General features: G+C 68.2%; 18 protein-coding genes. 4 read left to right on the forward strand and 14 right to left on the reverse strand.

Going from position 1 to position 22,585, the window contains the following annotated elements; genetic code table 11:
• Positions 1 to 104 precede the first annotated feature (104 nt).
• Together dapC and fdxA are read right to left on the reverse strand one after the other, a co-directional pair.
• Entirely contained in the window at positions 105 to 1,229 is a 1,125-nt protein-coding gene (dapC, locus tag BJEO58_RS12880) for a succinyldiaminopimelate transaminase (RefSeq protein WP_101589880.1), read from the reverse strand.
• A gap of 10 nt (positions 1,230 to 1,239) precedes the next feature.
• Positions 1,240 to 1,563, reverse strand: coding sequence for a ferredoxin (gene fdxA / locus BJEO58_RS12885; RefSeq protein ID WP_087008710.1), 324 nt, complete (start codon positions 1,561 to 1,563; stop codon positions 1,240 to 1,242).
• Between the two features lie 112 nt (positions 1,564 to 1,675).
• On the opposite strand from fdxA, the gene BJEO58_RS12890 reads away from it, so the two are divergent.
• The gene (locus BJEO58_RS12890; RefSeq protein ID WP_101589881.1) at positions 1,676 to 2,725 is read left to right on the forward strand and encodes a GNAT family N-acetyltransferase; all 1,050 of its coding nucleotides are present in this window, start codon (positions 1,676 to 1,678) and stop codon (positions 2,723 to 2,725) included.
• Positions 2,726 to 2,745: 20 nt separating this feature from the next.
• On the opposite strand, the gene BJEO58_RS12895 is transcribed toward BJEO58_RS12890, so the two are convergent.
• From BJEO58_RS12895 to BJEO58_RS12925, 7 genes are all read right to left on the reverse strand, one after another.
• Positions 2,746 to 4,443 (reverse strand): VanW family protein, encoded by a 1,698-nt coding sequence (locus tag BJEO58_RS12895; protein WP_246076031.1) that lies wholly within the window; start codon positions 4,441 to 4,443, stop codon positions 2,746 to 2,748.
• Positions 4,444 to 4,581: 138 nt separating this feature from the next.
• Positions 4,582 to 6,129: a PIG-L family deacetylase gene (locus BJEO58_RS12900; RefSeq protein WP_101589883.1), complete on the reverse strand. Its 1,548-nt coding sequence runs from the start codon at positions 6,127 to 6,129 to the stop codon at positions 4,582 to 4,584.
• Positions 6,130 to 6,148: 19 nt separating this feature from the next.
• Positions 6,149 to 8,059, reverse strand: a complete 1,911-nt coding sequence (gene typA, locus BJEO58_RS12905; protein WP_101589884.1) for a translational GTPase TypA — start codon at positions 8,057 to 8,059, stop codon at positions 6,149 to 6,151.
• 247 nt (positions 8,060 to 8,306) lie between these two features.
• Positions 8,307 to 10,073 (reverse strand): ABC transporter ATP-binding protein, encoded by a 1,767-nt coding sequence (locus BJEO58_RS12910; RefSeq protein WP_101589885.1) that lies wholly within the window; start codon positions 10,071 to 10,073, stop codon positions 8,307 to 8,309.
• Positions 10,073 to 11,347, reverse strand: coding sequence for an ABC transporter permease (locus BJEO58_RS12915; protein WP_101589886.1), 1,275 nt, complete (start codon positions 11,345 to 11,347; stop codon positions 10,073 to 10,075). The genes BJEO58_RS12910 and BJEO58_RS12915 overlap by 1 nt, the downstream gene beginning before the upstream one ends.
• The gene (locus tag BJEO58_RS12920; protein ID WP_101589887.1) at positions 11,347 to 12,888 is read right to left on the reverse strand and encodes an ABC transporter permease; all 1,542 of its coding nucleotides are present in this window, start codon (positions 12,886 to 12,888) and stop codon (positions 11,347 to 11,349) included. Before BJEO58_RS12920 ends, BJEO58_RS12915 begins: the two co-directional genes overlap by 1 nt.
• Before the next feature lie 128 nt (positions 12,889 to 13,016).
• Positions 13,017 to 14,864, reverse strand: a complete 1,848-nt coding sequence (locus BJEO58_RS12925) for an ABC transporter family substrate-binding protein (protein ID WP_101589888.1) — start codon at positions 14,862 to 14,864, stop codon at positions 13,017 to 13,019.
• A 213-nt stretch (positions 14,865 to 15,077) separates the two neighbouring features.
• Here BJEO58_RS12925 and BJEO58_RS12930 point away from each other — a divergent pair, with 213 nt between their 5' ends.
• Positions 15,078 to 15,761, forward strand: coding sequence for a hypothetical protein (locus BJEO58_RS12930; RefSeq protein ID WP_144573856.1), 684 nt, complete (start codon positions 15,078 to 15,080; stop codon positions 15,759 to 15,761).
• Between the two features lie 86 nt (positions 15,762 to 15,847).
• Here the strand turns inward: BJEO58_RS12930 and BJEO58_RS12935 are convergent, their stop codons facing one another.
• Positions 15,848 to 16,492, reverse strand: coding sequence for an MBL fold metallo-hydrolase (locus BJEO58_RS12935; protein WP_101589890.1), 645 nt, complete (start codon positions 16,490 to 16,492; stop codon positions 15,848 to 15,850).
• 107 nt (positions 16,493 to 16,599) lie between these two features.
• On the opposite strand from BJEO58_RS12935, the gene BJEO58_RS12940 reads away from it, so the two are divergent.
• Positions 16,600 to 16,935, forward strand: a complete 336-nt coding sequence (locus BJEO58_RS12940; protein ID WP_246076032.1) for a DMT family transporter — start codon at positions 16,600 to 16,602, stop codon at positions 16,933 to 16,935.
• A 1-nt stretch (position 16,936) separates the two neighbouring features.
• Positions 16,937 to 17,326, forward strand: coding sequence for a DMT family transporter (locus tag BJEO58_RS12945; protein WP_101589891.1), 390 nt, complete (start codon positions 16,937 to 16,939; stop codon positions 17,324 to 17,326).
• Positions 17,327 to 17,499: 173 nt separating this feature from the next.
• On the opposite strand, the gene BJEO58_RS12950 is transcribed toward BJEO58_RS12945, so the two are convergent.
• The 4 genes from BJEO58_RS12950 to BJEO58_RS12965 form a co-directional block, all read right to left on the reverse strand.
• Positions 17,500 to 18,645, reverse strand: coding sequence for an NADH:flavin oxidoreductase/NADH oxidase (locus tag BJEO58_RS12950; RefSeq protein ID WP_101589892.1), 1,146 nt, complete (start codon positions 18,643 to 18,645; stop codon positions 17,500 to 17,502).
• A gap of 167 nt (positions 18,646 to 18,812) precedes the next feature.
• Entirely contained in the window at positions 18,813 to 20,579 is a 1,767-nt protein-coding gene (locus BJEO58_RS12955) for an SLC13 family permease (RefSeq protein ID WP_101589893.1), read from the reverse strand.
• 409 nt (positions 20,580 to 20,988) lie between these two features.
• Positions 20,989 to 21,762, reverse strand: a complete 774-nt coding sequence (locus BJEO58_RS12960) for an alpha/beta fold hydrolase (RefSeq protein WP_101589894.1) — start codon at positions 21,760 to 21,762, stop codon at positions 20,989 to 20,991.
• A 135-nt stretch (positions 21,763 to 21,897) separates the two neighbouring features.
• A complete protein-coding gene (locus BJEO58_RS12965) occupies positions 21,898 to 22,527 on the reverse strand; it encodes a thymidine kinase (protein WP_101589895.1) in 630 nt (209 codons plus the stop codon).
• Positions 22,528 to 22,585 lie beyond the last annotated feature (58 nt).

The following is a 22,585-nucleotide window of genomic DNA, read 5'->3' on the forward strand; positions in this document are numbered from 1 at the left end:
TGAATGGTTTCAGAGTCCCCTGCAGACTAGCCGAACTGTCTGCGGCAGATGAAATCACGCTCCCACCGTGTACAATGCGCCCGCGAGGCCGCGGGGAGCAGCTCTCAGACGGCGTCGCGCAGCCGGGCTGCGGCCGTCCCGATCGCCTCATCCGAGGCGGTGAGAGCGATGCGCACATGGCGGGCGCCGGCATCGCCGTAGAAGGCCCCGGGGCCTGCGATGATCCCCCGTCCGGCCAGCGCGCCGATCGTCTCCCAGCAGTCCTCGTCACGCGTGGCCCAGAGGTAGAGGCCCGCCTCGGAGTGGTCGATCCGGGCACCGAACGCCTCGACCGCCGGACGCAGCGCGTCGCGACGAGCGCGGTAGAGCTCCTTCTGCGCCACCACATGGTCCTCGTCGTCCAGTGCCGCGATCATCGCGGCCTGCACAGGACCGGGCACGATCATCCCCGCGTGCTTGCGGGAGGTCGTGAGGTTCGCGACCAGATCGGCATCGCCCGCGAGGAACGCCCCGCGATACCCCGCGAGGTTCGACTGCTTGGACAGCGAATACACGGACAGGACGCCGGAGTGGTCGTCACCGACGACGCGGGGGTCGAGGATGCCGGGCGCGGTGTCCGCGCCCTCCCAACCGAGTCGGGCATAGCACTCGTCGGAGGCGACGATCACGCCCGCCTCGCGCGCGACCGTCACGACCTCGCGCAGGGTGTCCACGTCGAGCACCCTGCCGGTCGGGTTGCCGGGCGAATTGATCCAGAGCAGGCCCACGCCGTCCAGTGGGGCGCCGGCGAGCACGTCATCGACGTCGATCACCCGAGAGGCGACCTGCGCGAGCGTCGCGCCCATCGCGTACGTCGGGTAGGCGGCGGCGGGGTGTGCCACATCGAGTCCGAGCTGACGCAGGCCCAGCAGGGTGGGCAGCCACGCCACAGCCTCCTTCGATCCGACCAGCGGCAGGATCTGCGTGGCCGGGTCGACCGAGGCGCCGAACACGCGGGCGTACCAGGAGGAGATCGCACCACGCAGCGCGTCGGTGCCGACGGTGGTCGGATACCCGGGCCAGTCAGCGGCATCGGCCAGCGCTCGACGCACGACGTCCGGGGTCGGATCGACGGGAGTGCCGATCGAGAGATCACACGCGCCGCCGGGATGTGCGGCAGCCGTCTTCCGGTAGGGCGTGAGGCTGTCCCACGGGTAACCGGGCAGGGCGAGTCCGAAGGAAGAGGTCATGGCTGCGGGCTCAGTCGTGCGACTGCGGAGGCAGGGCCGCGATCAGCGGGTGGTCCGTGCCGGTGTTGCCGAGCTTCGCGGCGCCTCCCGGCGAGCCGAGGTCGTCGAAGAAGTCGACGTTGGCGTTGTAGTACTCCGCCCACTCCTCGGGGACATCGTCCTCGTAGTAGATCGCTTCGACCGGGCAGACCGGCTCGCACGCGCCGCAATCCACGCATTCGTCCGGGTGGATGTACAGGCTGCGTTCGCCTTCATAGATGCAGTCCACCGGGCATTCGTCAATGCACGCCTTGTCCTTGAGGTCCACACACGGCTGCGCGATGACGTACGTCACTGTCATGTCTCCTAGGGCTGAGGATCTACTCCGCACCCCAGGGTACTCCCCTTAGAGTGGGAAGGTCCCGCGTACGATCGCTCCGATCCCCCGAACGAAGCAGAGGTCACACATGCAGCTGCGTCCCGGTATCCGCGTCGTCCTCCGCTATCGCGACGGCGAGAGCGCCACGGATGCGCTGGGGACGGTGGAGGAGCTGACGGACGACACGGTCACGGTGCTGACGAAGCGCGGATCCACGGTCGTCCAGCGGGACGCGATCCTGCTGGCCCACGAGGTCCCACCGGCTCCCGTGCGCACCGGTCTGCTCCACGAGGTCGTGTCCGCCGTGGACCTGCGCCGGATCTCCGCCGCAGCATGGCTTCCGCCGGAGAGCACCTGGCTGCACAGCGACAACGTCCGCGCCGAAGCGGCCGGGGCCACGGACTTCGTCCAGGCCGGCTGGCTGCTGCGCTCCGAATCCGCCGTCCCCTCGAAGAGGGCGAACTCGGCTCTGCCGCTGGACGAGCCCGGAATGCCCATCGCGCAGGCACTCGACGCCGTGGAGAACTGGTACACGTCACGCGACGCCAGACCCATGGTCCAGATCTATTCGGCCGACTCCTCCTCCGCACTCGCTCCCGGGTGCGCAGAGCTGGGACCGCTGCTGCGGGAGCGCGGCTACGAGGCCATGCCCCCGACTCTCCTGCTCACCGGAGCGACGCGTGAGGCGGCCGCCGGTGCCACGCGGGCGGCCGATGCCGCCCTGCCGGGCCTGACCATCGAGGTCGTGGACTCGCCGTCGGTGGACTGCCTGGCCGCGCTCGGGTATCCGGCCGATCACGAGGGTCACGAGGCATATCGCCGGCTGCTGACATCTGCTGAGCAGGTGCAGTTCCTCACGGCATGGGCGCACCACCCTGACGGCTCCCGCTCCCCCGTCGCCTCCTGCCGGCTCGTCGAGGTCAGCCGCTGGGCGGTCGTGACGAACCTGATCACCCAGCCCGCACTCCGCCGCCGAGGTGCCGGTCGCGCAGTCGTCCGCGCCGCCATCGCGACGGCGGCCGGCCGCGGAGTGCGCTCGTTCCTGGCGGACGTCGAGGCGGACAACGTCGCCTCGATCGCGCTCTTCGAATCCTTGGGAGCAGCGGTCGCACAGCGCTCCTGGTACGCCCGCCGCTGAGGCGACCGAGGCCGGGCAGATCAGTCCTCGCAGATCACCCGATTGACGGGCCGGTACGTCGTCGTGAAGTCATCCTCCGAGACGACGGTCCCGCTGGCCGCGTCCTTGATCGTCCGGTAGATGGTGATCGACCAGCCGGGCTGCGGCGCCTGCGGGGTGCAGTCGGATCCCGATTCCCGTACGGTGCCGGGCGAGGTCTGGGCGAATCGTCCGGAGGCGTCGGCCTCGACGTCCACGACCTTCTCACCGAGCATTCGGGCATGGACCTCACCGCCGGACAGGCTCATGTCGAGGATCACCGGGGTGTCGGAGCTGTTGGTGAACTTCAGGTCGATCGAGGACCAGTCGAGCGTCGTCTCGCGGCCTTCCGGGTAGCGGGAGATGTACCGGGAGTGCGCCTGGTGCTCATCCAGGTCGAAGCCCGCGAAGAACGCTGCGTTGAACAGGGTCGTCGACACCTGCGAGATCCCACCGCCGAAGTCCTCCGCCATCTGGCCGTCCACGATGACGCCCGCCTGCTCGTAGCCGCTCGCGGCGGTGCGCTGACCCAGCGTCTCGTTGAGGGAGAACTGCTCTCCCGGCAGCACCACGGTGCCGCTCACCGCCTCCGTCGAGACCCGCAGGTTCGTGTCCCGCGCGGGTTCCGACGCGTACGCCGTCGAGAAGTCCGACACCGTGTCGGAGAAGTCCGCCTGCTCCGCGTCCTCGGTCGTGAACTCCGGTTCGACCTCTTCCATGTCGATCGTGCCGCTCCGGTCATCCGCCGTCATCGCAGTCGCGACGGTGTCGGCGAAGTCCTCTTCGTCGACGCTCAGCCCGGATTCCGCGGGGATGACGGTCAGATCGTCGCCGTCCACGTCGAAGCTCGCGTCCTTCGGGTCGGCACCCGCCTCCGGGTTCTGCTCGAACACGGCTGCGCGCAGAGCCGCACCGTCGAAGACCGGCGAGAGCGAACCGTCGTCGCCGTCGAATGTGAGAGTCGCCGCGATCATCTCCGGCGACACGGTGAGATCATGGGTGTCGCCCTCCGGCTCCTGGGCGCTCACCGTGACATCGTCCGACACCGCGGGCTCCGCGAGGTCGGTGCGCACCTGCTCGGCGTCCTCCGTCGTGATGCGCGGCTCCTTGTCGACCGGGTCGACGAGCACCCCGTCCCCGGTGCGCAGCCACTGGTCCTCCAGCGCCGACCGCAGCACGCCGGCTTCGACGACGGTGCCGTTCTCCCCCTGGGTCACGATCGCTGCGCCGTCCTCGTCGTATCCGAGCTGCGCGTCGATGGGCTTCCGCGACAGATCCGCCGCGGTCTCTTCGACGATGGGCGCAAGGGTCTCGTCCTCGATCGTGAGGACGGGGTCGAGCTCCTCCTCGCCGAACACCCGGTGCCACACGACACGGGGATCCAGGGAGAAGCCGACGGCCGAATCCACCGTCGCCTCGACATCCACGCCCATGCCCGCGGCAGCCGGGTCGAACTCCGCGGTCGCATCACCGGCGATCACGTCGACGGGCGCCGTCGGCCGATCCCCCAGCCCCTCCGTGAGTGCGGCGGCGGCATCCTCACGGGACATCCCGCCGATATCGACCCCCATCGTGCTGGTCCCCGACGGCGTCGAGGTGGACTGGAAGGCGGCGAGCACCACGTAGGCGGCTGCGAGCACGAAGACGGCCGCAGACACGAGGATGAGTGTCCACGGCTTCTTCGTGTCCTTCGTGCTCACATCTGCCATACGACGCACGCTGCCCTTCCCGGTGGTACGACGGAATCAGCTCCGTCCACGATCGCGAGGAAATGTACTACAGAGTACGGACACCACCGGCGCCCGACCAGGGTCCGCCGTGAGACTGAGACGCGATGGTTATGGCTGTGATGCCTTCTTCGCGGACCGCGACGGGACCATGAACACGACGACGGCCGCCAGCACCATCGGCGCGAAGAGCCAGACGAGCGACCGGAGGGATCCGGTCACGACGAGGTCCGCGCCGGGCCACAGCTGCGGCTGGGCGAACGCGAAGGCCGACGCGGAGACGACCGCGGCGAGCACCACGGTGACGATCGTGCTGCGATAGAGCGCGGACACGTGCCACAGCGCGAGGATCATGAGCAGCAGCGCGAGCCCCAGCCCCCACGGCACGATGACGGGTGCCCCCGCGACGGTGACGACGAACGCATTGAGGTGCTGGAACGACCCCAGCACTCCGACTACGATCCCCACCACCAGCGCATGGAGGCAGCCGCCGAGTGTCGCCGTCCAGCTCGCGTCCGCGCCGCGGCGGCGATCCCGTCGCCGCTCCCCCTGCACGGCGACGCCGGGGGCCTCCGTCGAGCCCGCACCGGTTCCCGCTGACCCGGCACTGGCCGCCGCTGCGGAGGTTCCGGCTGCCGCTGCGGCCGCAGCACCCGTGGCGGCCGGTGCTGTCCCCCAGCCGAAGCCGCCGTCCTCCCCCGCAGGTCCCGCGACGCGCATCCGTGAGCCGGACTGCCCGGCGGGCCGTTCAGGAGCCAGCAGGAGCACGTCGTCGACCGTGCCGTCCGGAAGGGCTCGTGCGGGTGCCTCCGCGCTGCGGCCGAAGTCCGACAGCGCGAAGTACTCGGTCGTCCCGATGCGCTGACCGATCCCGTTCGACAGGGCGAAGAACTCGCCCGCGACAGTGACCTGGGTGGCGTGCGCGGCCATCGCCATCGCTTTGGCGCCCAGGTCGTCCTCGACGTCCTGGGCCACGGCCACGGGGACGCCGTCCGCGATGGTCGAGGGGGCCTCGGCGGGGGTGAAACCGGTGAGGTCGAAACCGGGTGCCTGCGGATCGAAGGTGCGGGCGACGGCTTCGGGCGGGTTCGCGAGGGTCAGCAGACGGGTCCGCACGGACCGGTCCTCACCACCCATCCGCAGCGCCCTCACGCTCGCGTCGTGGCTGCGGCGGTGGTCAGGGTGGCCATAGCCGCCGTCCGCGCCGTAGGTGATGACGAGGTGGGGGTCCAGCTCCGCGACGACGGCGGCGATCCGGCGGGCCACCTCATCCGGATCCGCGGCGCAGAGGGCGGCGTCCGGCATGGACGCCGGGGCGTGGGCGTGCCCGTCCTCGCCCCACACCATCCCGGAGTCCTCGAAGCGCCGTACCGGGAAGCCGGCCCGGGCCTCGGGATCGGTGCTTCCGAGGAAGCAGTGGTCCGTGACTCCGACGGCCCTCATCGCGGCGGCGAGCTCGCGTTCGCGATGAGCGGCCAGGCCGCCCCTGTCACCGGCGAGGTGGGCGAGCTCGGAGCCGATCACCTCGCCGCCCTCGCCCCGGGTCGCTGTGAGCACGACGACCCGGGCCCCCGCACGCACGAGGTGGGCGATCGTCCCGCCGGTCGCGATCGATTCGTCATCGGGATGGGCATGGACGAAGAGGACAGTGGCTTCCATCGGGTGGTCGGTCGTCTCCTCAGGAATTGTTCTTGCGCGAGCGCGACTGAGACTTCTGGCGTTCCTTCTGGTCCAGGATGACCTTCCGGATCCGCACGGTGCCCGGGGTGACCTCGACGCACTCGTCCTGGTTCGCGAACTCCAGGCTCTCCTCCAGTGTGAGCGTGCGCGGCGGGACGAGGTTCTCGAAGGTGTCGGACGATGCCGCACGCATATTCGTCAGCTTCTTCTCCTTCGTGATGTTCACGTCCATGTCGTCGGCGCGCGAGTTCTCCCCGACGATCTGGCCCTCGTACACCTCGGAGGTCGGCTGGACGAAGAACGCGCCGCGCTCCTGCAGGTTGATCATCGCGAACGGGGTGACGACACCTGCGCGGTCTGCCACGAGCGATCCGGAGGTGCGGAACTCGATCGAGCCCGCCCACGGTGCTGTGCCCGCGGACAGCGAGTTGGCGATCCCGGTGCCGCGCGTTTCGGTGAGGAAGCGCGTGCGGAAGCCGATGAGGCCTCGCGCGGGGACCTTGAACTCCATCCGGACCCAGCCGGTGCCGTGGTTCGCCATGGTCTCCATGGTGCCCCTGCGGGAGGCCATGAGCTGTGTGACGGCACCCAGGTGCTCTTCGGGCACATCGATGGTCATATGCTCGATCGGCTCGTGCATCTTGCCGTCCACCATGCGGGTGACGACCTGCGGCTTGCCGACGGTGAGCTCGAAGCCCTCGCGGCGCATCTGCTCGACGAGGATCGCCAGTGCGAGCTCTCCGCGGCCCTGGACCTCCCACGAGTCGGGGCGCTCCGTGGGGAGCACCTGCAGCGAGACGTTTCCGACCAGCTCCTGATCCAGACGGTCCTTCACCTGGCGGGCCGTGACCTTCGTGTTCTTCTCCCGCCCGGCGAGCGGGGAGGTGTTGATGCCGATCGTCATCGAGATCGCCGGGTCGTCGATCGTGATGCCCGGCATGGGGCGAGGATCGTCGAGGTCCGTGATCGTGTCACCGATGCTGATCTCCGGGATGCCGGCGATCGCGACGATGTCGCCGGCCGAGGCATGGGTCGCCGGCACGCGTTCGAGCCCCTTCGTCTCCAGCAGCTCCGAGACCTTCGCGGTGGCGATCTCTCCGTCCGAATGCACCCAGGCGACCTGCTGGCCCTTGTGCAGGGTGCCGCCGTAGATGCGCAGCAGAGCGAGACGGCCCAGGAACGGGGAGGCGTCGAGGTTGGTCACGTGGGCCTGGAGCACGCCGTCGTCGTTGTACGCGGGGGCGGGGATGTGCTCGAGGATCGTCGAGAAGAGGGGCTCGAGATCCTCGTTGTCCGGGGCGGAACCGTCAGCGGGGCGATCGAGCGAGGCACGACCTGCCTTCGCGGCGGCGTAGACGACGGGCACATCGAGGACGACGTCCGCGTCGAAGTCCTCGACCTCTTCCGCGAGGTCGGAGGCCAGTCCGAGCAGCAGGTCCTGCGCCTCATCGAGCACGTGCTCGATGCGAGCATCGGCACGGTCCGTCTTGTTGACGACGAGGATGACCGGCTTCTGGGCCGCCAGTGCCTTGCGCAGCACGAAGCGGGTCTGCGGGAGCGGACCCTCGGACGAGTCGACGAGCAGGACGACGCCGTCGACCATCGACAGTCCGCGCTCCACCTCGCCGCCGAAATCGGCGTGGCCGGGGGTGTCGATGACGTTGATGATGATCGGTTCGTCCGTCGACGGGCCGGAATAGGAGATGGAGGTGTTCTTCGCGAGGATCGTGATCCCCTTCTCCTTCTCCAGGTCGCCGGAGTCCATGACGCGGTCGACGACGTCACCGTGGTCGCCGAACACGCCGGCCTGAGTGAGCATCGCGTTGACCAGAGTCGTCTTGCCGTGGTCGACGTGCGCGACGATGGCGACGTTGCGGCGGTCGGAACGGCGGGAGGAGTGTAGCGTCATAAGCTCGCTTTCGAGTTCGGTGGCGGGGGCGCCGAAGACGATTATATGCGCCACAGCGCCTCAACCCCGCCTGCGGTGCCCTGCGCGGCGTGGAACAGGCCGCGCAGAGGCGCTCACGAGCACGTTCGTGGGCGCCGGAATCGGTGCGCGAGCGTGGGGACTGGGTCTGGGTCTGGGTCTGGGTCTGGAGTCTGGGGACTGGGATCTGGGTCCCGGACCCGGGCCTCGGCGGTGGTGTGCTGCGTCGTCAGCCGACGAGGTCCTCCGAACCGGACACGAGCAGCGCGTCGCGCGCTTCGCGCCGGCGGCGCTGCTCGACCGGGTCCGGCACCGGAACGGCGGCCAGCAGCCTCTGCGTGTACGGATGGCGCGGCGCCGCCACGACATCGGCCGACGGTCCGACTTCCAGCAGGTGGCCGTGCCGCATGACCGCGATGCGGCTCGCGACCATTTCGACGACGGCGAGGTCGTGGCTGATGAACAGGCACGCGAAGCCGTACTCCTCCTGCAGGTTCCGGAAGAGCGCGAGCACCCTGTCCTGCACGGACACGTCCAGCGCCGAGGTCGGCTCATCCGCGATGAGCAGACGCGGCTTGAGAGCGAGCGCCCGAGCGATGCCGATCCTCTGCCGCTGACCGCCCGAGAACTCGTGCGGATACCTGTTGCGCATCGACCTCGGCAGCTCCACCGAATCCAGCAGCTCCTCGACCCTGCTGCTGAGAGCGGGACCCTTGAGGCCTTCGTGGAGGTACATCGGCTCTCCGATCGACTCCCCCACCGGCAGCCGCGGATTGAGCGACGAGCCCGGGTCCTGGAAGACGAATCCCACAGTCCTGCGGACGCCGCGCAGGTGCTTGTCCCTCTTGCCCGCGATCTCCTCGCCGCCGACGGTCAGCGAGCCTTCGACGACGGGGATGAGCCCCACCGACGCACGGCCGATCGTCGTCTTGCCCGAACCGGACTCCCCGACGAGGCCCACGACCTCGCCCGGGGCGATCTGCAGGTCGATCGACCTGGCCGCGCGGAACGCCTTCTTCCGTCCGACGGCAGGGTATTCGATGGAGGCGCCGGCCAGCTTCAGGGCGGCATCGTCGATCTGGATCCGACCGCCCGGGTGCTCGTACGTGTCGTTCGACTCGAGCGGGATCGCAGCGAGGTCGTCGACGCCGTCCCGCTTCTCAGCTCCGGATCCGAACGCCCGCTCCTCGGAGCGCGAACCCAGGTGCGGGACGGCGGCCAGCAGCTGCTTGGTGTAGTCGTGCTGCGGGTCGGTGAAGATCTGGGTCGCGCTGCCCTCCTCGACGACGCGCCCCTGCTTCATGACGAGGATCCGGTCGGCCATGTCCGCGACCACACCCATGTCGTGCGTGATGAGGATGATGCCGGCGTCGACCTTCTCCCGCAGGTTCCGCATGAGCTTGAGGATCTCCGCCTGGACCGTCACGTCCAGCGCTGTGGTCGGCTCATCGGCGATGAGCAGACGCGGTTCGCACGCGAGCGCCTGGGCGATCATGACGCGCTGTCGCTGTCCGCCGGACAGCTGGTGCGGGAACGAGTCGTAGCGCTCCTCCGGGTCCGGCATCTCTACCAGCCGCAGCAGCCGCAGGGCCTCGTCCTTCGCCTCGCGCGGTCCCATGACGTTGTGCACGCGCAGGGTCTCGGAGATCTGGAAGCCCGCCGTGTAGACGGGGTTGAGCGCTGTCATCGGCTCCTGGAAGATCACGGAGATGTCGTTCCCACGGACCTTCTGCATCTGCTCGTCGCGCATGCCGATGAGCTCTCGTCCGTCGAGCTGCGCGGATCCGCTCGCCCGGCCGTTCTTGGGCACCAGTCCCATGAGCGACATCGACGACTGGGACTTGCCGGAGCCCGATTCGCCCACGATCGCGAGCACTTCGCCCTTGCGCACGTCGTACGTCAGTCCTTCGGCCGCTGTCATCCATTCATCGTTGACCCAGAAGCGCACTCCCAGGTCGCGGACGGAGAGGATCACGTCCTTCTGCGGTGTCTCCATCAGTGACTCGCCCCCTTTCCGTCGTCTCCGTCGTCTCCACCGTCGCCGTCGGCGCCGGGTTCGTGATCGGTGCCCGGCCGCTTCGCCTCGGCCGTCGTCGTCCCGGTCTCCTGCTGGCCCGTGCCGCTCATCTGCCGGCCGGGGACACGGCCGGCACGGCGGTCGGCGCGGTTCATCCTCCGCAGCGACGGGACGGTCTTCATACGCGGATCGAACGCGTCGCGCAGTCCGTCGCCGATGAAGTTCACGCACAGCGCGATGAGGATGATGAACAGGCCCGCCCACCAGAACAGCCAGGGACGTGAGGCGAAGGCCGACTGGTATTCGTTGATGAGCTGCCCCAGGGACACCTGCGGCGCGCGGATGCCGAACCCGAGGAAGCTCAGTGCCGCTTCGAGCACGATCGCCTGGCTCATGAGCAGCGTGGTGTTCACGATGATGACACCCATCGTGTTCGGCAGCATGTGCTTGGCCATGATGCGGAAGTCCCCGGCTCCCGCGACCCGTGCGGAATCGACGAACTCCCGCTCCCGCAGCGCGAGGAACTCACCGCGGACCAGTCGCGCGAGACTCGTCCAGAGGATCGCTCCCAGCACGACTGCGAGCGCAGGCGCCATGTAGGTGGCTGACGACAGGCCGAACAGTGAGAAGTTGGGTCCGCTCACGAGCTTGCCGAGGATCGAGCCGACCACGATGGTCGGCAGGATGATGAAGCCATCGGTGACGCGCATGAGGAACGCGTCGAGCCTGCCCCGGTAGTAGCCGGCGATGGCACCGATCACGGTGCCGAGCACCAGCGCGACGATGCCGATGATCACCATGACCATGAGTGAGATCTGGACGCCCTTCATGACCCGGGCGAAGTTGTCACGACCGATGTCGTCCTGGCCGAACGGATGCTGACCGAAGGTGAACGGGTCGGCCAGCGACCAGGTGGGAGCCCCCGCGGGATTCATGATCGGGCCGGAACTCGTGTGGTTGTGGATCCACCATCCCGGGATCGGGCCGAAGCCCTGAGCGGAGTAGGCGAAGACGGCGATCGCGGCCAGGACGAACATACCCGCCATGGCGCCCTTGTGACCGAAGAACTTGCGTCGGACGATCGCGCCCTGGCTCAGCCCCTCCGTCTCACGGCCCTCGATCGAGATCGGTCCGGTCTCTGCGGCGGGCCCCGTCTCTGCGGGCGGTCCGGTCTCTGCGGTCGGCCCGGTCTCCGGGCCGCCCCGCGGTGCGTTCTGGCCGCCGGGGCCTGTGGTGCGTGGTGTGTTGCTCATCAGGCATTCACCCGGATCCGTGGGTCGAGGACTGCGTAGAGGAAGTCTGCGACGAGGTTCGCCACGACTGCCAGCAGTCCGGTGATGACGATGTAGGCCATGATCGGGTCGAGCTCATTGCGGTTCATCGAATCGATGAAGAGCTTGCCCATTCCGGACCACCCGAAGATCGTCTCCGTGATGACGGCGCCGCCGATCATCGTGATGATGTCCACAGGGACCACGGAGGCGAGCGGGAGCAGCGCATTGCGCAGTGCGTGCCGCATCACGACCGTGCGCTCCGGCAGCCCCTTGGCACGTGCCGTGCGGATGTAGTCCTGGCCCAGCACCTCGAGCATCGACCCTCGCGTGTACCGCGTGTAGGACGCGAGGGAGATGAGGATGAGAGCGATCGACGGCAGCAGGAGATGGGTGAACGAGTCGAGGTTGGTCACCCAGAAGTCACCGGCCAGGTTGGGTGTCTCCGCACCGATCGTCGCGATCGGCCGGCCGTTGATCGCCGGATGCCGGCTGTACTCGCCCCACCCCTGGAACACCCGATCGACGAAGACGAAGAAGCTCATGACCGCAGCCACGAGCGCTCCGGTGCGTGCCGACACCCACGGGTCGCGTCCGCGGAAGGCGAGGCCCACGGCGAGGCCGATCCCGATGGCGACGACGAGCAGGAGGAGCATCCACAGCCATGACATCTCGACGTACCAGAAGAGGTTCTGGAGCGGCATGTACAGCCCGATGCCGACCACCGCGACGGTGAGCGACGTCCACAGCGCCCTGCGATTCCCGAGCCCTGTCGACAGGTACGTCAGGACCACGGCCGCCGCGAGTCCGGTGAGGCCGACACCGACGATGCCGAGCGACGGGCTGTTGAGCCAGCCGGTCGCGAGGATGAACCAGACGACTGCGAACGTCACCACCGCTGCGCCGATGAACACGGGGATCCGCCGTCGGCTGCTCCCGCCCAGCGCACCCATCCAGAGGAGGCCGGACACCAGCGACACGGTGATGATCGTGCCCCAGCCCACCGTCGGATCGGCGAGGAAGTTGTTGAACTCGATGGCACCGTACTGCTTCAGCAGCACCGCCACCCAGAACACGGGCAGCGAGTACATGAGGAAGCTCAGGAAGGTGATGAAGTAGTCGAAGCCCGTGTACTGACGGATCGCAGACACCAGGCCGATGAAGACGCCGATCACGATCGCGAAGACCGTGGCCGCCGTGACCAGCTTGATGGTGTTGACGATCGCGCCGGGCAGCTGGCTCGTCACGTCTTGACCGAGGTACCACGCAGTGCCCAGATCGCACATGCCGACCAGGCACCCGGATGCCCCCGCCAACCATTGGAAGTACCTGACCACCGCCGGCGTATCGAGGTCCAGCAGCTGTGCGCGAGCCTCGTACAGCTGACCGATGTTCGGCGCAGTGCTCTGCCGCAGATCGAAGAAGTAGTCGAGCGTGTAGTCCAGGAGCAGGTAGAGGACGAAGGTGACGACCAGCAGGACGAGTGCGGTCGAAAGAGTCCGCCTGAGGAGGAATCTGATCATTTCACTTCACGGTTCTCTTCGGTGGGCACTCCGACGGCGGGGGTGCTGGAAGGCACCACCCCCGCCGTCGGAGCTGTCCGCTCGGGATCGGTCTGTCCGAGAACCTGACGGGAGGACCCGTCAGGCGATCAGCTGACCTGCCAATCCCAGTAGTTCCAGAACATGGTCGGTGACACGGTCGTGCTCGACACGTTCTGCACACGGTCGCTGTAGATCGTGAGCTCCGGGTGCTGGAACAGCGTCACGCCGAAGGCCTCCTCGACCAGGATCGCCTCGACCTCTGCGAGGATCTCCTCCTGCTGCGCGGGATCCGTCTCGACCTGGAGCTCGTCGTACAGTCCGTCGACCTCCTCATTCGAGAAGCCGCCGAAGTTGTTCTGCTGGTCGGTGCGGAAGTTCGCGTCCGACTCGGTCACACCGGTGGTCGTCGACTGCCAGCCGAAGAGCGACGCGTCGTACGTCCCGTCGCCCATACGCGAGCCCCAGTTCACGTCGCCTTCGTTGACGATGTCGAAGCCGGCCTCCTCAGCCTGCTCCTGGATGAGGGTGAACTGCTGCTCACGGCGCGAGTTCGTGTCGTCGTAGAGGAACCGCACGGTCGGGGAATCGACCCCCGCCTCCTCGAGCAGCTCTGCTGCTCCCTCGACGTCCGCGCCGGGGTACTGCTCCTCCATGCCGTTGGCCTCGACGATGCCGTCGTACATGGGCGAGCCCGCGACCATCGTGTACGAGTTGCGGATCTGCGCCTCAGGGTTGAGCGGGGTGATGAGGGTGTCGATGATCTGCTCGCGCGGGACCGTCTTCAGGAACGCCTGGCGGACCAGCTTGGCGGTCTCCTCATCCCCACCGTACGACTCGGGATCGAAGGGACCTCCGTTGTCGAACATCAGATCGACGTGCTCGTAGGTCGCGCCGTCCTCCGTCTCGACCGTGACGCCCTCGAGCTCTTCGGCCGCCGACAGGACATCCGAGGTCGACTGGGGCTGGATGAGGTCCATCTCACCGTTCTCCACCGCCTGCACGGAGGCCATCGGATCACCGTTGATGCGGTACGTCACCTGATCGACGCCGACCTCGGTCGGACCGGTGTAGTTCTCATCAGCCTCGAGCGTGAGGTACTGGCCCTCTGCGAAATCCGTCATCTTGTACGGACCGGTGTGCACGAGAAGGTCTTCGTCCTCGGGCATCGAGGTGAAGTTGAAGCCCGTGTTCCAGGTGTTCGCGATCTCGGACAGCGCCTCGGAGTCTTCTCCCTCGAACGCGTCCAGCACCGCCTGCTTCGCCGCTGCGGGATCCTCTTCGCCCAGAGCCTGCTTCGCGACGATGTGCGCCGGCAGGCCGATGCCGTCCGCACCGAGGCCCAGCTCGATCTCCCAGTCCGCGAAGGGCCTCGAGTAGGTGAAGGTGACTTCACTGCCGTCCTCGGAGATCTCCGGGAACTCCTCGATCAGAGCCGAACCGGGGCTCGCCGAGTCGAAGAAGACACTGCCCTCGTCCTGCTCCGTGACCTCGCCCTCGTCATCGCGATCCTCCGCCACGTCCTCCGCGGATTCGGTGTTGTACTTCTGCGACTTCGCGGCCCAGTGCAGCACGATGTCCGCAGCGTCCACGGGAGTGCCGTCCGACCACGTCGCGTCATCCGCGAACGTGTACTTCACCTGCAGCGGATCCTCGGAGACCTGCTCGACTGTGCCGAGGTTGCCGTCCTGCAGCTCGAGGTTGTCGTCGTAGTACTTGAAGTTCTCGTTCATCAGGTACGTGACGATCGCGTTGGCCACGGCGTTGCCATTGGTGGTCTCCGTGTTCATCGACCGGAACGCCTCGTTCCAGCCGACGTTCAGGACCGAGCTGCCGCCTTCGCCGCCGCCTTCGCCTTCGCCGTCTCCTCCACCGTCGCCGCCGGGTGGTGTGCACGCGGACAGCACCATGGCCGCTGCTGCGAGGCCGGCACCGATGCCCAAGTAGCGCTTGTTCACTTCGTCTCCCGATCGTCATGAGGGTTCGTCATCGCCCGAGCGGCTCGAAGGGGCCTTGCGGCCCCTTCTCAACGCCACGTGAGCGAATCATGCACTGGGCATGAATTGATAGAACTGTAAGACTCCGATGTGTCACAGCACACAGGGAGAGACACCCCACAGCCCATCGTTACTCATTCGTAACTACGCCTGTATGGCCATACACTCGGGCGCATGGAGCATGACGGCGATCACACTTCGGGACGGGATTCCTCACACCCCGGACAGGGCAGTGGACGACCAGGTGAGAGCGGCAGTGACGGCAGCGGTGGGACCGGCGTCGACCTCCGGACGAGCAGTGCCGCAACCATCGGATGGGTCGTGATCGGCGCCGCGGTCGTGGTCGCCGTCCTCATCGTTCTGCAGGTTCCGGCGACCGCGGCAGTGAGCATGCTGGGTCTGCCGGTGTTCATCTCTGTCCTGGCGTGGGCCTGCTATCTGCGGCCCCGCGCGACCCTGCGCCCGGACGGGGTGCTCGTCGTCAACATCCTGCGGACCTACGACGTGCCCTTCTCGCGCATCGTGGACATCGACCGCCGTCTGGGCGTCACCCTGGAGACGGACTCCGGGCAGAGGATCGGCGTGTGGGCGCTGCCCGACTCCGGCAGACGCGCACGTCGCGAACGACTGTCGCGCGGCGCCGACGACGGGATGTCGCACGATGCCGACGACGAGCGCACGCCCTCGGAGATCGAGCGGCTCGACGCTGCTCAGCGGATCTGGCTCCAGGCGGACTCCCCGGCGAGAGCCGGCGGCAGCGCGGACGTCGTCACTCGGGTCCGCGCCCTGCCGGTCGTCCTCTGCGGGCTCACCGCGGTGTGGGCCCTGTGGGGCCTGTGGTTCAGCACAGCGCTCTGAGCTGGTTCAGCACAGGACTCTGAGCGCGGCACTCTGAGCGCGGCTCACGGCAGCCTCGGCGGCGGCCTCCCAGCCACGAGCACGCCTCACCAGCCGCGAGCGCGCCACTCCGCGAGGTGTGGGCGCTCCGCAGCCAGCGTCGTCCCGTCGCCATGACCGGGCAGCACCTGCGTCTCGTCACCGAATCGGCTGAAGATGCGCTCCTCGAGGTCGTCCATGAGGGAGTCGAAGTCCTCTGCAGACCACGTCTTGCCGGGCCCGCCGGGGAACAGCGAGTCGCCGGAGAGGATCACGTCCCGACCGTCCTCATCCGTGAGCGCGAACGCGATGGAGCCGGGGGTATGGCCGCGCAGTCCGATGCAGGCGAAGGACAGACCGCCGATGACCAGGACGTCTTCGTTGGCCACCGTCTCTCCGATGCGAGCACCGGATTCCTCTGCGATCGCCTCTGCGTCGTCGGCACCCGCGATCGTGCGTTCCGTGAGGGCCTCGGTGGCGCCCTTGAGCGCGCGGACGTGGTCCCAGTGCCGGTGCGTCGTGAGGATCGCGGCGACCTCTCCCCCGCCGGCGGCTGCGATGAGCTCCTGGATCGCGGGAAGATCATCCGCAGCGTCGACCAGCACGTGGGAGTCGGAGCCTGCGGCGGTGACGAGGTAGACGTTGTTCTGCATCTCCGAGACGGAGATGGACCGAATGGTGAACCCTGAGAACTCGCGCGTCGAGATGTCCATGCCACCACCCTAGGTGTTTGCTACCGTCCTGTGCAGGCGGAGCACCCCGCCGGCGGACGAGGGAGCCGTACCCGCACTCGCGACAAGACGGCCGCAGGAGGCTTCTCGTGTCCCTCGTTCTTCCTTCCGCCGTCGCCTGGGCCGTGCTCATAGCCTCCGGCGCCTTCGAGACCATGTGGGCCTACGCGCTCGCGGCCGACCATCTGAGGATGCGCAGACGCATCGTCCTGTTCCTCGTGGGAACGGTCATCTCCATGGGTGGCCTCTCCATCGCACTCGGCACCATTCCCGTGGGCAGCGGGTACGCCGTCTGGGTGGGGATCGGCGCCGTCACGACGCTCGCCTTCGCGATCTTCCGCCGCGAGGAGTCACTCAGCTGGGTCCGCGCGCTCTTCGCGGCGATCCTGCTGAGCGGGGTCGTCGGCCTTCAGGTGGTGAGCTGACATGCATTGGATCCTGCTCATCCTGTCCGGCTCACTCGAAGCCGTCTGGGCCCATGCGCTCGCCGACATCTTCGATCCGGTCCATGCGATCGTCTTCCTGCTGGGTCTCACCGGGTCCGTCTGGGGCCTGCAGCGGGCGATGAAGGTCATCCCCATGGGGACCGCCTACGCCATCTGGGTGGGAGTGGGGGCCTCCGTCACCGCGATCTGGTCGGGAATCCAGGGCGAGCCCTTCGGCCCGGCCAAGATCCTCTTCCTCACGCTGATCATGGTCGGCGTCATCGGCCTGGAGCTGAGCCGGGGCAAGGAGCACGAGGAGAGCGAGGAGGCCGCGGAGAGCGAGAAGAGGGCTCCGGAAGACACCCCGGGCCCTTCGCGCCCCACGCGGTGACGCCCCCTCACCCCTCGACCGGCCGCCCCGCACCCCAGCCAGCCGACCGAGCCAGACGGGCCCGGCCGACCACACCGGGCGGGCCCGGCCGACCGCTCCAGACGGACCCCAGCGGACCACACCGAGCGGGCCCGGCCGACCGCTCGCGATGAGTCCTGGGCCGCGGTCCGTGGTCAGTGACTCGCGCGGAAGGCGCCTCGCGTGTACTGGTCCGGGTACGGGGCCTCGCGCCAGTCCATGCCGAGGTCGAACGCGGCGCGCTGCGGCCATGCAGGATCCCGCAGTGCGGCACGACCGATGAAGACGACGTCCGCGTCGCCGGACACCAGGACCTGCTCGGCCTGGTTCGCCTCCGTCAGGAGCCCCACGGCGCCGGTGGTGGCGCCCGTCGCGGCGATCTCGCCGGCCAGCGGCACCTGGTAGCCCGGGCCCACCGGAATGGTCGCCGGCACGTTGCCGGAGGACGACACGTCGATGAGGTCGCAGCCCTCAGCAGTGAGCAGTGCGGACAGCTCTGCGGCCTGTTCGACGTCGAAGCCCTGATCGTCCCAGTCATCCTCGGCCCATTCCGAGGCGGACAGACGGACGAAGACGGGCATGTCCTCCCCCACTGCTTCACGGACGGCGGCGTATACCTCGCGCACCAGCCGGGTGCGGCCGTCGAAGTCGCCTCCGTACTCATCGTCGCGGTGGTTCGAGAGCGGGGACAGGAACGAGTGGATGAGGTAGCCGTGGGCCCCGTGGATCTCCACGGCGTCGAAGCCGGCCGCCACGGCACGGCGGGCACCGGCGGCGAAAGCGGCGACGACCTCGGCGATGTCGTCCTTCGTCATCTCTGCGGGGAGGGCCAGGCCCGGGTACTGCTCGGCGCTGGGGGCGACCGGCCGCCAGCCGCCGTCGGCCTCCGCGATGACGCCCTTCGGTCCGCCGTAGAAGTTGGGGTGCGTACTCGCCTTGCGGCCGGCGTGGGCCAGCTGGATCGCGATCGCAGCATCCTGCGAGTGGACGAAGTCGACGACGCGCTGCCACGCCTCGGCCTGCTCGTCGTTCCAGATGCCCGCATCGTTCGGGGAGATCCGGCCGTCGGGGACCACTGCGGCGGCCTCAGCGATGAGCAGGCCGAACCCACCCTGCGCGCGAGCACCCAGGTGCACGAGGTGCCAGTCAGTGGGGACGCCGTCGCCCGCGAAGCACGAGTACTGGCACATCGGGGGCAGCCAGACGCGGTTCTTCACCGTGAGGCTGCGTAGCGTGACGGGTTCGAAGAGACGGGGCACAGAGCCCGCGGACGGTGCCGGAACGGCAGTCGACTGTGTCATGTGAGGGGAGCTCCAGAGATCGGCAGGTGCGTGACAGGACGCTCGACGTGCCGCCGTCCGCAGGGAAACGGAGGCAGGAACCCCTGAGCGTCCTTGTCACCGTACCCATCGCCCGAGGCCCGTAGCACGGGGTGACCGTTGGGCGGACTGCGGCGCATGCGTTCGCGTCAGTACACGATCCCGAAGGCCCAGACTGCCAGTGTCATCGCCGCGAGCGTGATGATGACGATCGAGATCAGGTTGAGCCAGACGCCGCCCTTCACCATCTGCGCGATGGACACGTACCCGGTGCCGAATGCCACGGCGTTGGGCGGCGTGGCGACCGGCAGCATGAACGCGCAGGTGGCGGCGAGTGCGACCGGCACGGTGAGCAGGAGCGGGTCGGCAGCGATGCCCAACGCGACGCCGCCCACCACCGGGATGAAGGTGGCCGCGGTGGCGGTGTTCGACGTGATCTCCGTGAGGAAGATGATCGCACCCACGAGCACGGCCACGAGCAGGATGATCGGGACGCCGGCGATGCCCTCGACCGCCCCGCCGATGGCCTCAGTGAGTCCCGAATCGGTGAACTGACCCGACAGCGCGAGGCCGCCGCCGAACAGCAGCAGGACGCCCCACGGCATATCGACCGCGGTGTCCCAGTCGAGCAGGCGCACGCCCCGCTGCGCGCCCGCGGGCAGGATGAAGAGGATGAGCCCCACTGTCATCGCGATGCCGGCATCGGAGATGGGAGCGGGGTCGAAGAGCACGGGGATGAGGATCCATGACAGCGCGGCCAGCGCGAAGATCACCAGCACCATCCACTCGGGACGCGACATCGGGCCGAGCTTCGCGAGCTCGTCGTCGATGAGTCCGCGCCCGCCCGGGATCCGCTGGACCTCGGGGCGGAAGAGCACCTTCGTGAGGAGGAACCACGCGATGACCATCATCACCACGGCGATCGGGACACCCACGAGCATCCACTGCCCGAAGCCGATCTCGATGCCGTGGTTGTCGCTCAGGTAGCCCACGAGGAAGATGTTGGGCGGCGTGCCGATGATCGTGCCCAGCGACCCGATGGACGCGGAGTACGCGATCGCCAGCATGAGCGCGGTCCCGAAGTTCGACTTCAGGACCGCGTCCTTGACGGAGTCGGAGACGCCGTCCTCGTCGCCGCCGGACGCCGGCGGTGTCGAACCCGAGGCCGTCGACCCCGAGGCCGTCGACCCCGAGGCCTCCGACTGTTCACTGGCGGTCGAGCCCCCGCCGTCGCCCGCGCCCGAGGCCCCGGCCGCCTTCTCGTCACCCGACGCCGCGAGCGAACTCTGCTCCTCGGAGCGCTCCATCGTCTCGTTGACGAGCAGCAGCACGGACAGGCCGATGGGGAGCATGAGCACCGCGGTCGCAGTATTCGACACCCACATGGACAGGAAGCCCGTGGAGATCATGAATCCGGCGATCATGAAGTTCGTGCGGTCGCCCATCACGCGGAGCACGAAGAGGGCGATCCTGCGATGGAGATTCCACTTCTGCATGGAGAGCGCGATGAGGAAACCGCCCATGAAGAGGAAGATCGTGTCCGAACCGTAGCTGCCGCCCACGTCAGACATGTCCACGCCGTTGAAGACGGGGAACACCACGAGCGGGATGAGCGCAGTCGCGGGGATCGGGATCGCCTCAGTCATCCACCAGATGCCCATGAGGGCTGCGGTCGCGGCCGTGACGCGGGCAGCGGACGGCATCGAGTCCGGCAGCAGGCTGAACAGCAGGACCGCGGCCAGGAGCCCGGCGGCGAATCCGGTCCAGCGGATCGTGGTCGTCTTCTTCTTCAGTCCAGGCTCCCGGAAGCCCGGCGAGATGACGCGGCCGTCCGTACGGCCCTGCGGCAGCGCGGGAGTACCGGAACTGGCCGCTGTGCGAGACGTCAGACTCTGCTGTCGTTGCTGGTTTCCCATCGTGGTCTCCTTGCGATCACAGTTCTGGTCGGACGAGCGGTCCGACGGGGTCATGCCGGACCGACCGCCCGGCCAGACCGACCGCCCGGCCGGACCGACCAGGCCATCCGGCCGACTCGGTCATCCGGCCGGTCCGACTCGGTCATCCGGCGCACAGCCTACAACCAGACTTGCCGTCGGTGACGCGCGACTGCACGACGGAGCGGCCGGCTCGACAATGGGCATTCGCCCTCGACCCTGGGATCAGTCGTCAGGCGCCGGGATCCGCACTTGACCCTGGGATCCGTCGTCGGCCGCTGAGATCCGTCCTCGACTCTGGGATCCGTCCTCGTTCGCCGGGATCCGTCGTCGGCCCGCCGAGGCACTCGCTCCCCGGAGCCGCTGTTCGGTCACGGCCGCAGCCGGCTCATCAATCAGTGGACGCGAAGAAATCGGAGAGGTGATCGGCGACGAGGTCCGGGTGCTCGACCAGCGGCAGGTGCGCGGAGTCCGGCACGACGGCGAAGCGGGATCCGTCGACCTGCTCGTGGAGGTCGCGCATCGCCTCCGGCGTGTTCCCAGGATCCTGAGAGCCCGCGAGGAAGAGGACAGGAGTCTCGATCGCACCCACCTGGTCGCGGATGTCGTAGCGGGCGAGCGCACCGCAGCAGTCGGTGTAGCCGTCCGGATCCGTCTGCGCGAGCTGTTCGAGCACGATCGGACCGGACGCGTCGTCCTCATCGAGGAAGCCGGCGGCGAACCAGCGATCCGCCGTGTCCGGGACGAAGGGGCGGAGGCTTCCGGCTGCGCGCACTTCGCTGATCTTCTCCTCCCAGCGCTCTGCTCCGCCGAAGAATGCCCCGGTGCACAGCGCGACGACGCCGCGCAATCGCTGCGGGGCGCGCAGGGCGAGCGTGAGGGCGATGGCACCGGAGATCGACACCCCCGCGAAGCCGAAGGTCTTCGCGTCGTACGCGTCCGCGATGGCGACGATCTCATCCGCGAGGTCGTCGATGGTCACGCCCGGCATGCGCGGACTCTTCCCATGACCGGGGAGGTCGACTGTCACGACGCGGTAGTCGTCCGCCAGCCGATAGGCCACCCCCGCCCACTGCGAGCCGTGCGTGCCGAGGGACGGTCCGAGGATCAGAAGAGGCGCGGTGGGATCGACGTCGTTGATGAGGGTGTGGGCGAGAGCGGGCATGGGCGGTCCCTTCCAACGGGTATGGGGCGCTCCCACCCTATCCACGGGCGGCGTCCTGCGGCAGAGGTGCGCGCAGTCGATCCGCTGACCGCCCAGGAGGCAGCGCCGAGGCCGGCTCGGCAGGACCTGGCGCGTTCAGTGCAGACGGCCGCCGGACTCCCGCAGATAGCAGGCGGGGCACAGGGACTCGTACGTCACGTCCAGCCCGTCGATCGCGACCTGGTCACCGGCGAAGACGAACCGACCGTCCACCTTCCTGCCGTTGAACATCGCCTTGCTGCCACAGCGGCAGATCGTCTTCAGCTCCTCGAGCGTGTGCGCGGTCTCCAGCAGACGACCAGAGCCCGGGAACGCTCGTGTGCGGAAGTCCGTGCGGATCCCGTAGGCCATCACCGGGACTCGGCAGTCCACGGCAACACGCATGAGGCCGTCGACCTGCACCGGGTCGAGGAACTGCGCCTCATCGATGAGGAGGCAGCTGACCGGCAGGCCCGGATCGTCGAGCGTCTCGATGAGCGCCTCGTGGTCGACGCGCTTCACCGCGTCCTTGAAGAGCTGTTCGACGTCGTCGTTCGGCTCGATGAGGAGATCCGCCCTGCGGGACACCCCCAGGCGGGACACGATGAGGTCGTCGCCCTTCGAGTCGATGCGCGGTTTCGCCAGCAGCACCCGCTGCCCGCGCTCCTCATAGTTGAACGCCGCCTGCAGCAGTGCAGTCGACTTGCCGGAGTTCATCGCCCCGTATCGGAAGTACAGCTTCGCCATCCGGCTCCGGCCCTCGTTTCACCCGTGTCGTCTTTCACCCGTGTCGTCGTCAGTCCAG

The sequence above is a fragment of the Brevibacterium jeotgali genome (assembly GCF_900169175.1).
Classification (GTDB): domain Bacteria; phylum Actinomycetota; class Actinomycetes; order Actinomycetales; family Brevibacteriaceae; genus Brevibacterium; species Brevibacterium jeotgali.

What these genes read in the sequence shown, in the direction of transcription:
- BJEO58_RS12965 (WP_101589895.1), bottom strand. Translation starts at nt 22,527, where the DNA reads ATGGCGAAGCTGTACTTCCGATACGGGGCGATGAACTCCGGCAAGTCG.
- BJEO58_RS12890 (WP_101589881.1), top strand. Translation starts at nt 1,676, where the DNA reads ATGCAGCTGCGTCCCGGTATCCGCGTCGTCCTCCGCTATCGCGACGGC.
- BJEO58_RS12960 (WP_101589894.1), bottom strand. Translation starts at nt 21,762, where the DNA reads ATGCCCGCTCTCGCCCACACCCTCATCAACGACGTCGATCCCACCGCG.
- BJEO58_RS12910 (WP_101589885.1), bottom strand. Translation starts at nt 10,073, where the DNA reads ATGGAGACACCGCAGAAGGACGTGATCCTCTCCGTCCGCGACCTGGGA.
- typA (WP_101589884.1), bottom strand. Translation starts at nt 8,059, where the DNA reads ATGACGCTACACTCCTCCCGCCGTTCCGACCGCCGCAACGTCGCCATC.
- BJEO58_RS12935 (WP_101589890.1), bottom strand. Translation starts at nt 16,492, where the DNA reads ATGGACATCTCGACGCGCGAGTTCTCAGGGTTCACCATTCGGTCCATC.
- dapC (WP_101589880.1), bottom strand. Translation starts at nt 1,229, where the DNA reads ATGACCTCTTCCTTCGGACTCGCCCTGCCCGGTTACCCGTGGGACAGC.
- BJEO58_RS12945 (WP_101589891.1), top strand. Translation starts at nt 16,937, where the DNA reads ATGCATTGGATCCTGCTCATCCTGTCCGGCTCACTCGAAGCCGTCTGG.
- BJEO58_RS12955 (WP_101589893.1), bottom strand. Translation starts at nt 20,579, where the DNA reads ATGGGAAACCAGCAACGACAGCAGAGTCTGACGTCTCGCACAGCGGCC.
- BJEO58_RS12915 (WP_101589886.1), bottom strand. Translation starts at nt 11,347, where the DNA reads ATGAGCAACACACCACGCACCACAGGCCCCGGCGGCCAGAACGCACCG.
- BJEO58_RS12950 (WP_101589892.1), bottom strand. Translation starts at nt 18,645, where the DNA reads ATGACACAGTCGACTGCCGTTCCGGCACCGTCCGCGGGCTCTGTGCCC.
- BJEO58_RS12930 (WP_144573856.1), top strand. Translation starts at nt 15,078, where the DNA reads ATGGAGCATGACGGCGATCACACTTCGGGACGGGATTCCTCACACCCC.
- BJEO58_RS12900 (WP_101589883.1), bottom strand. Translation starts at nt 6,129, where the DNA reads ATGGAAGCCACTGTCCTCTTCGTCCATGCCCATCCCGATGACGAATCG.
- BJEO58_RS12920 (WP_101589887.1), bottom strand. Translation starts at nt 12,888, where the DNA reads ATGATCAGATTCCTCCTCAGGCGGACTCTTTCGACCGCACTCGTCCTG.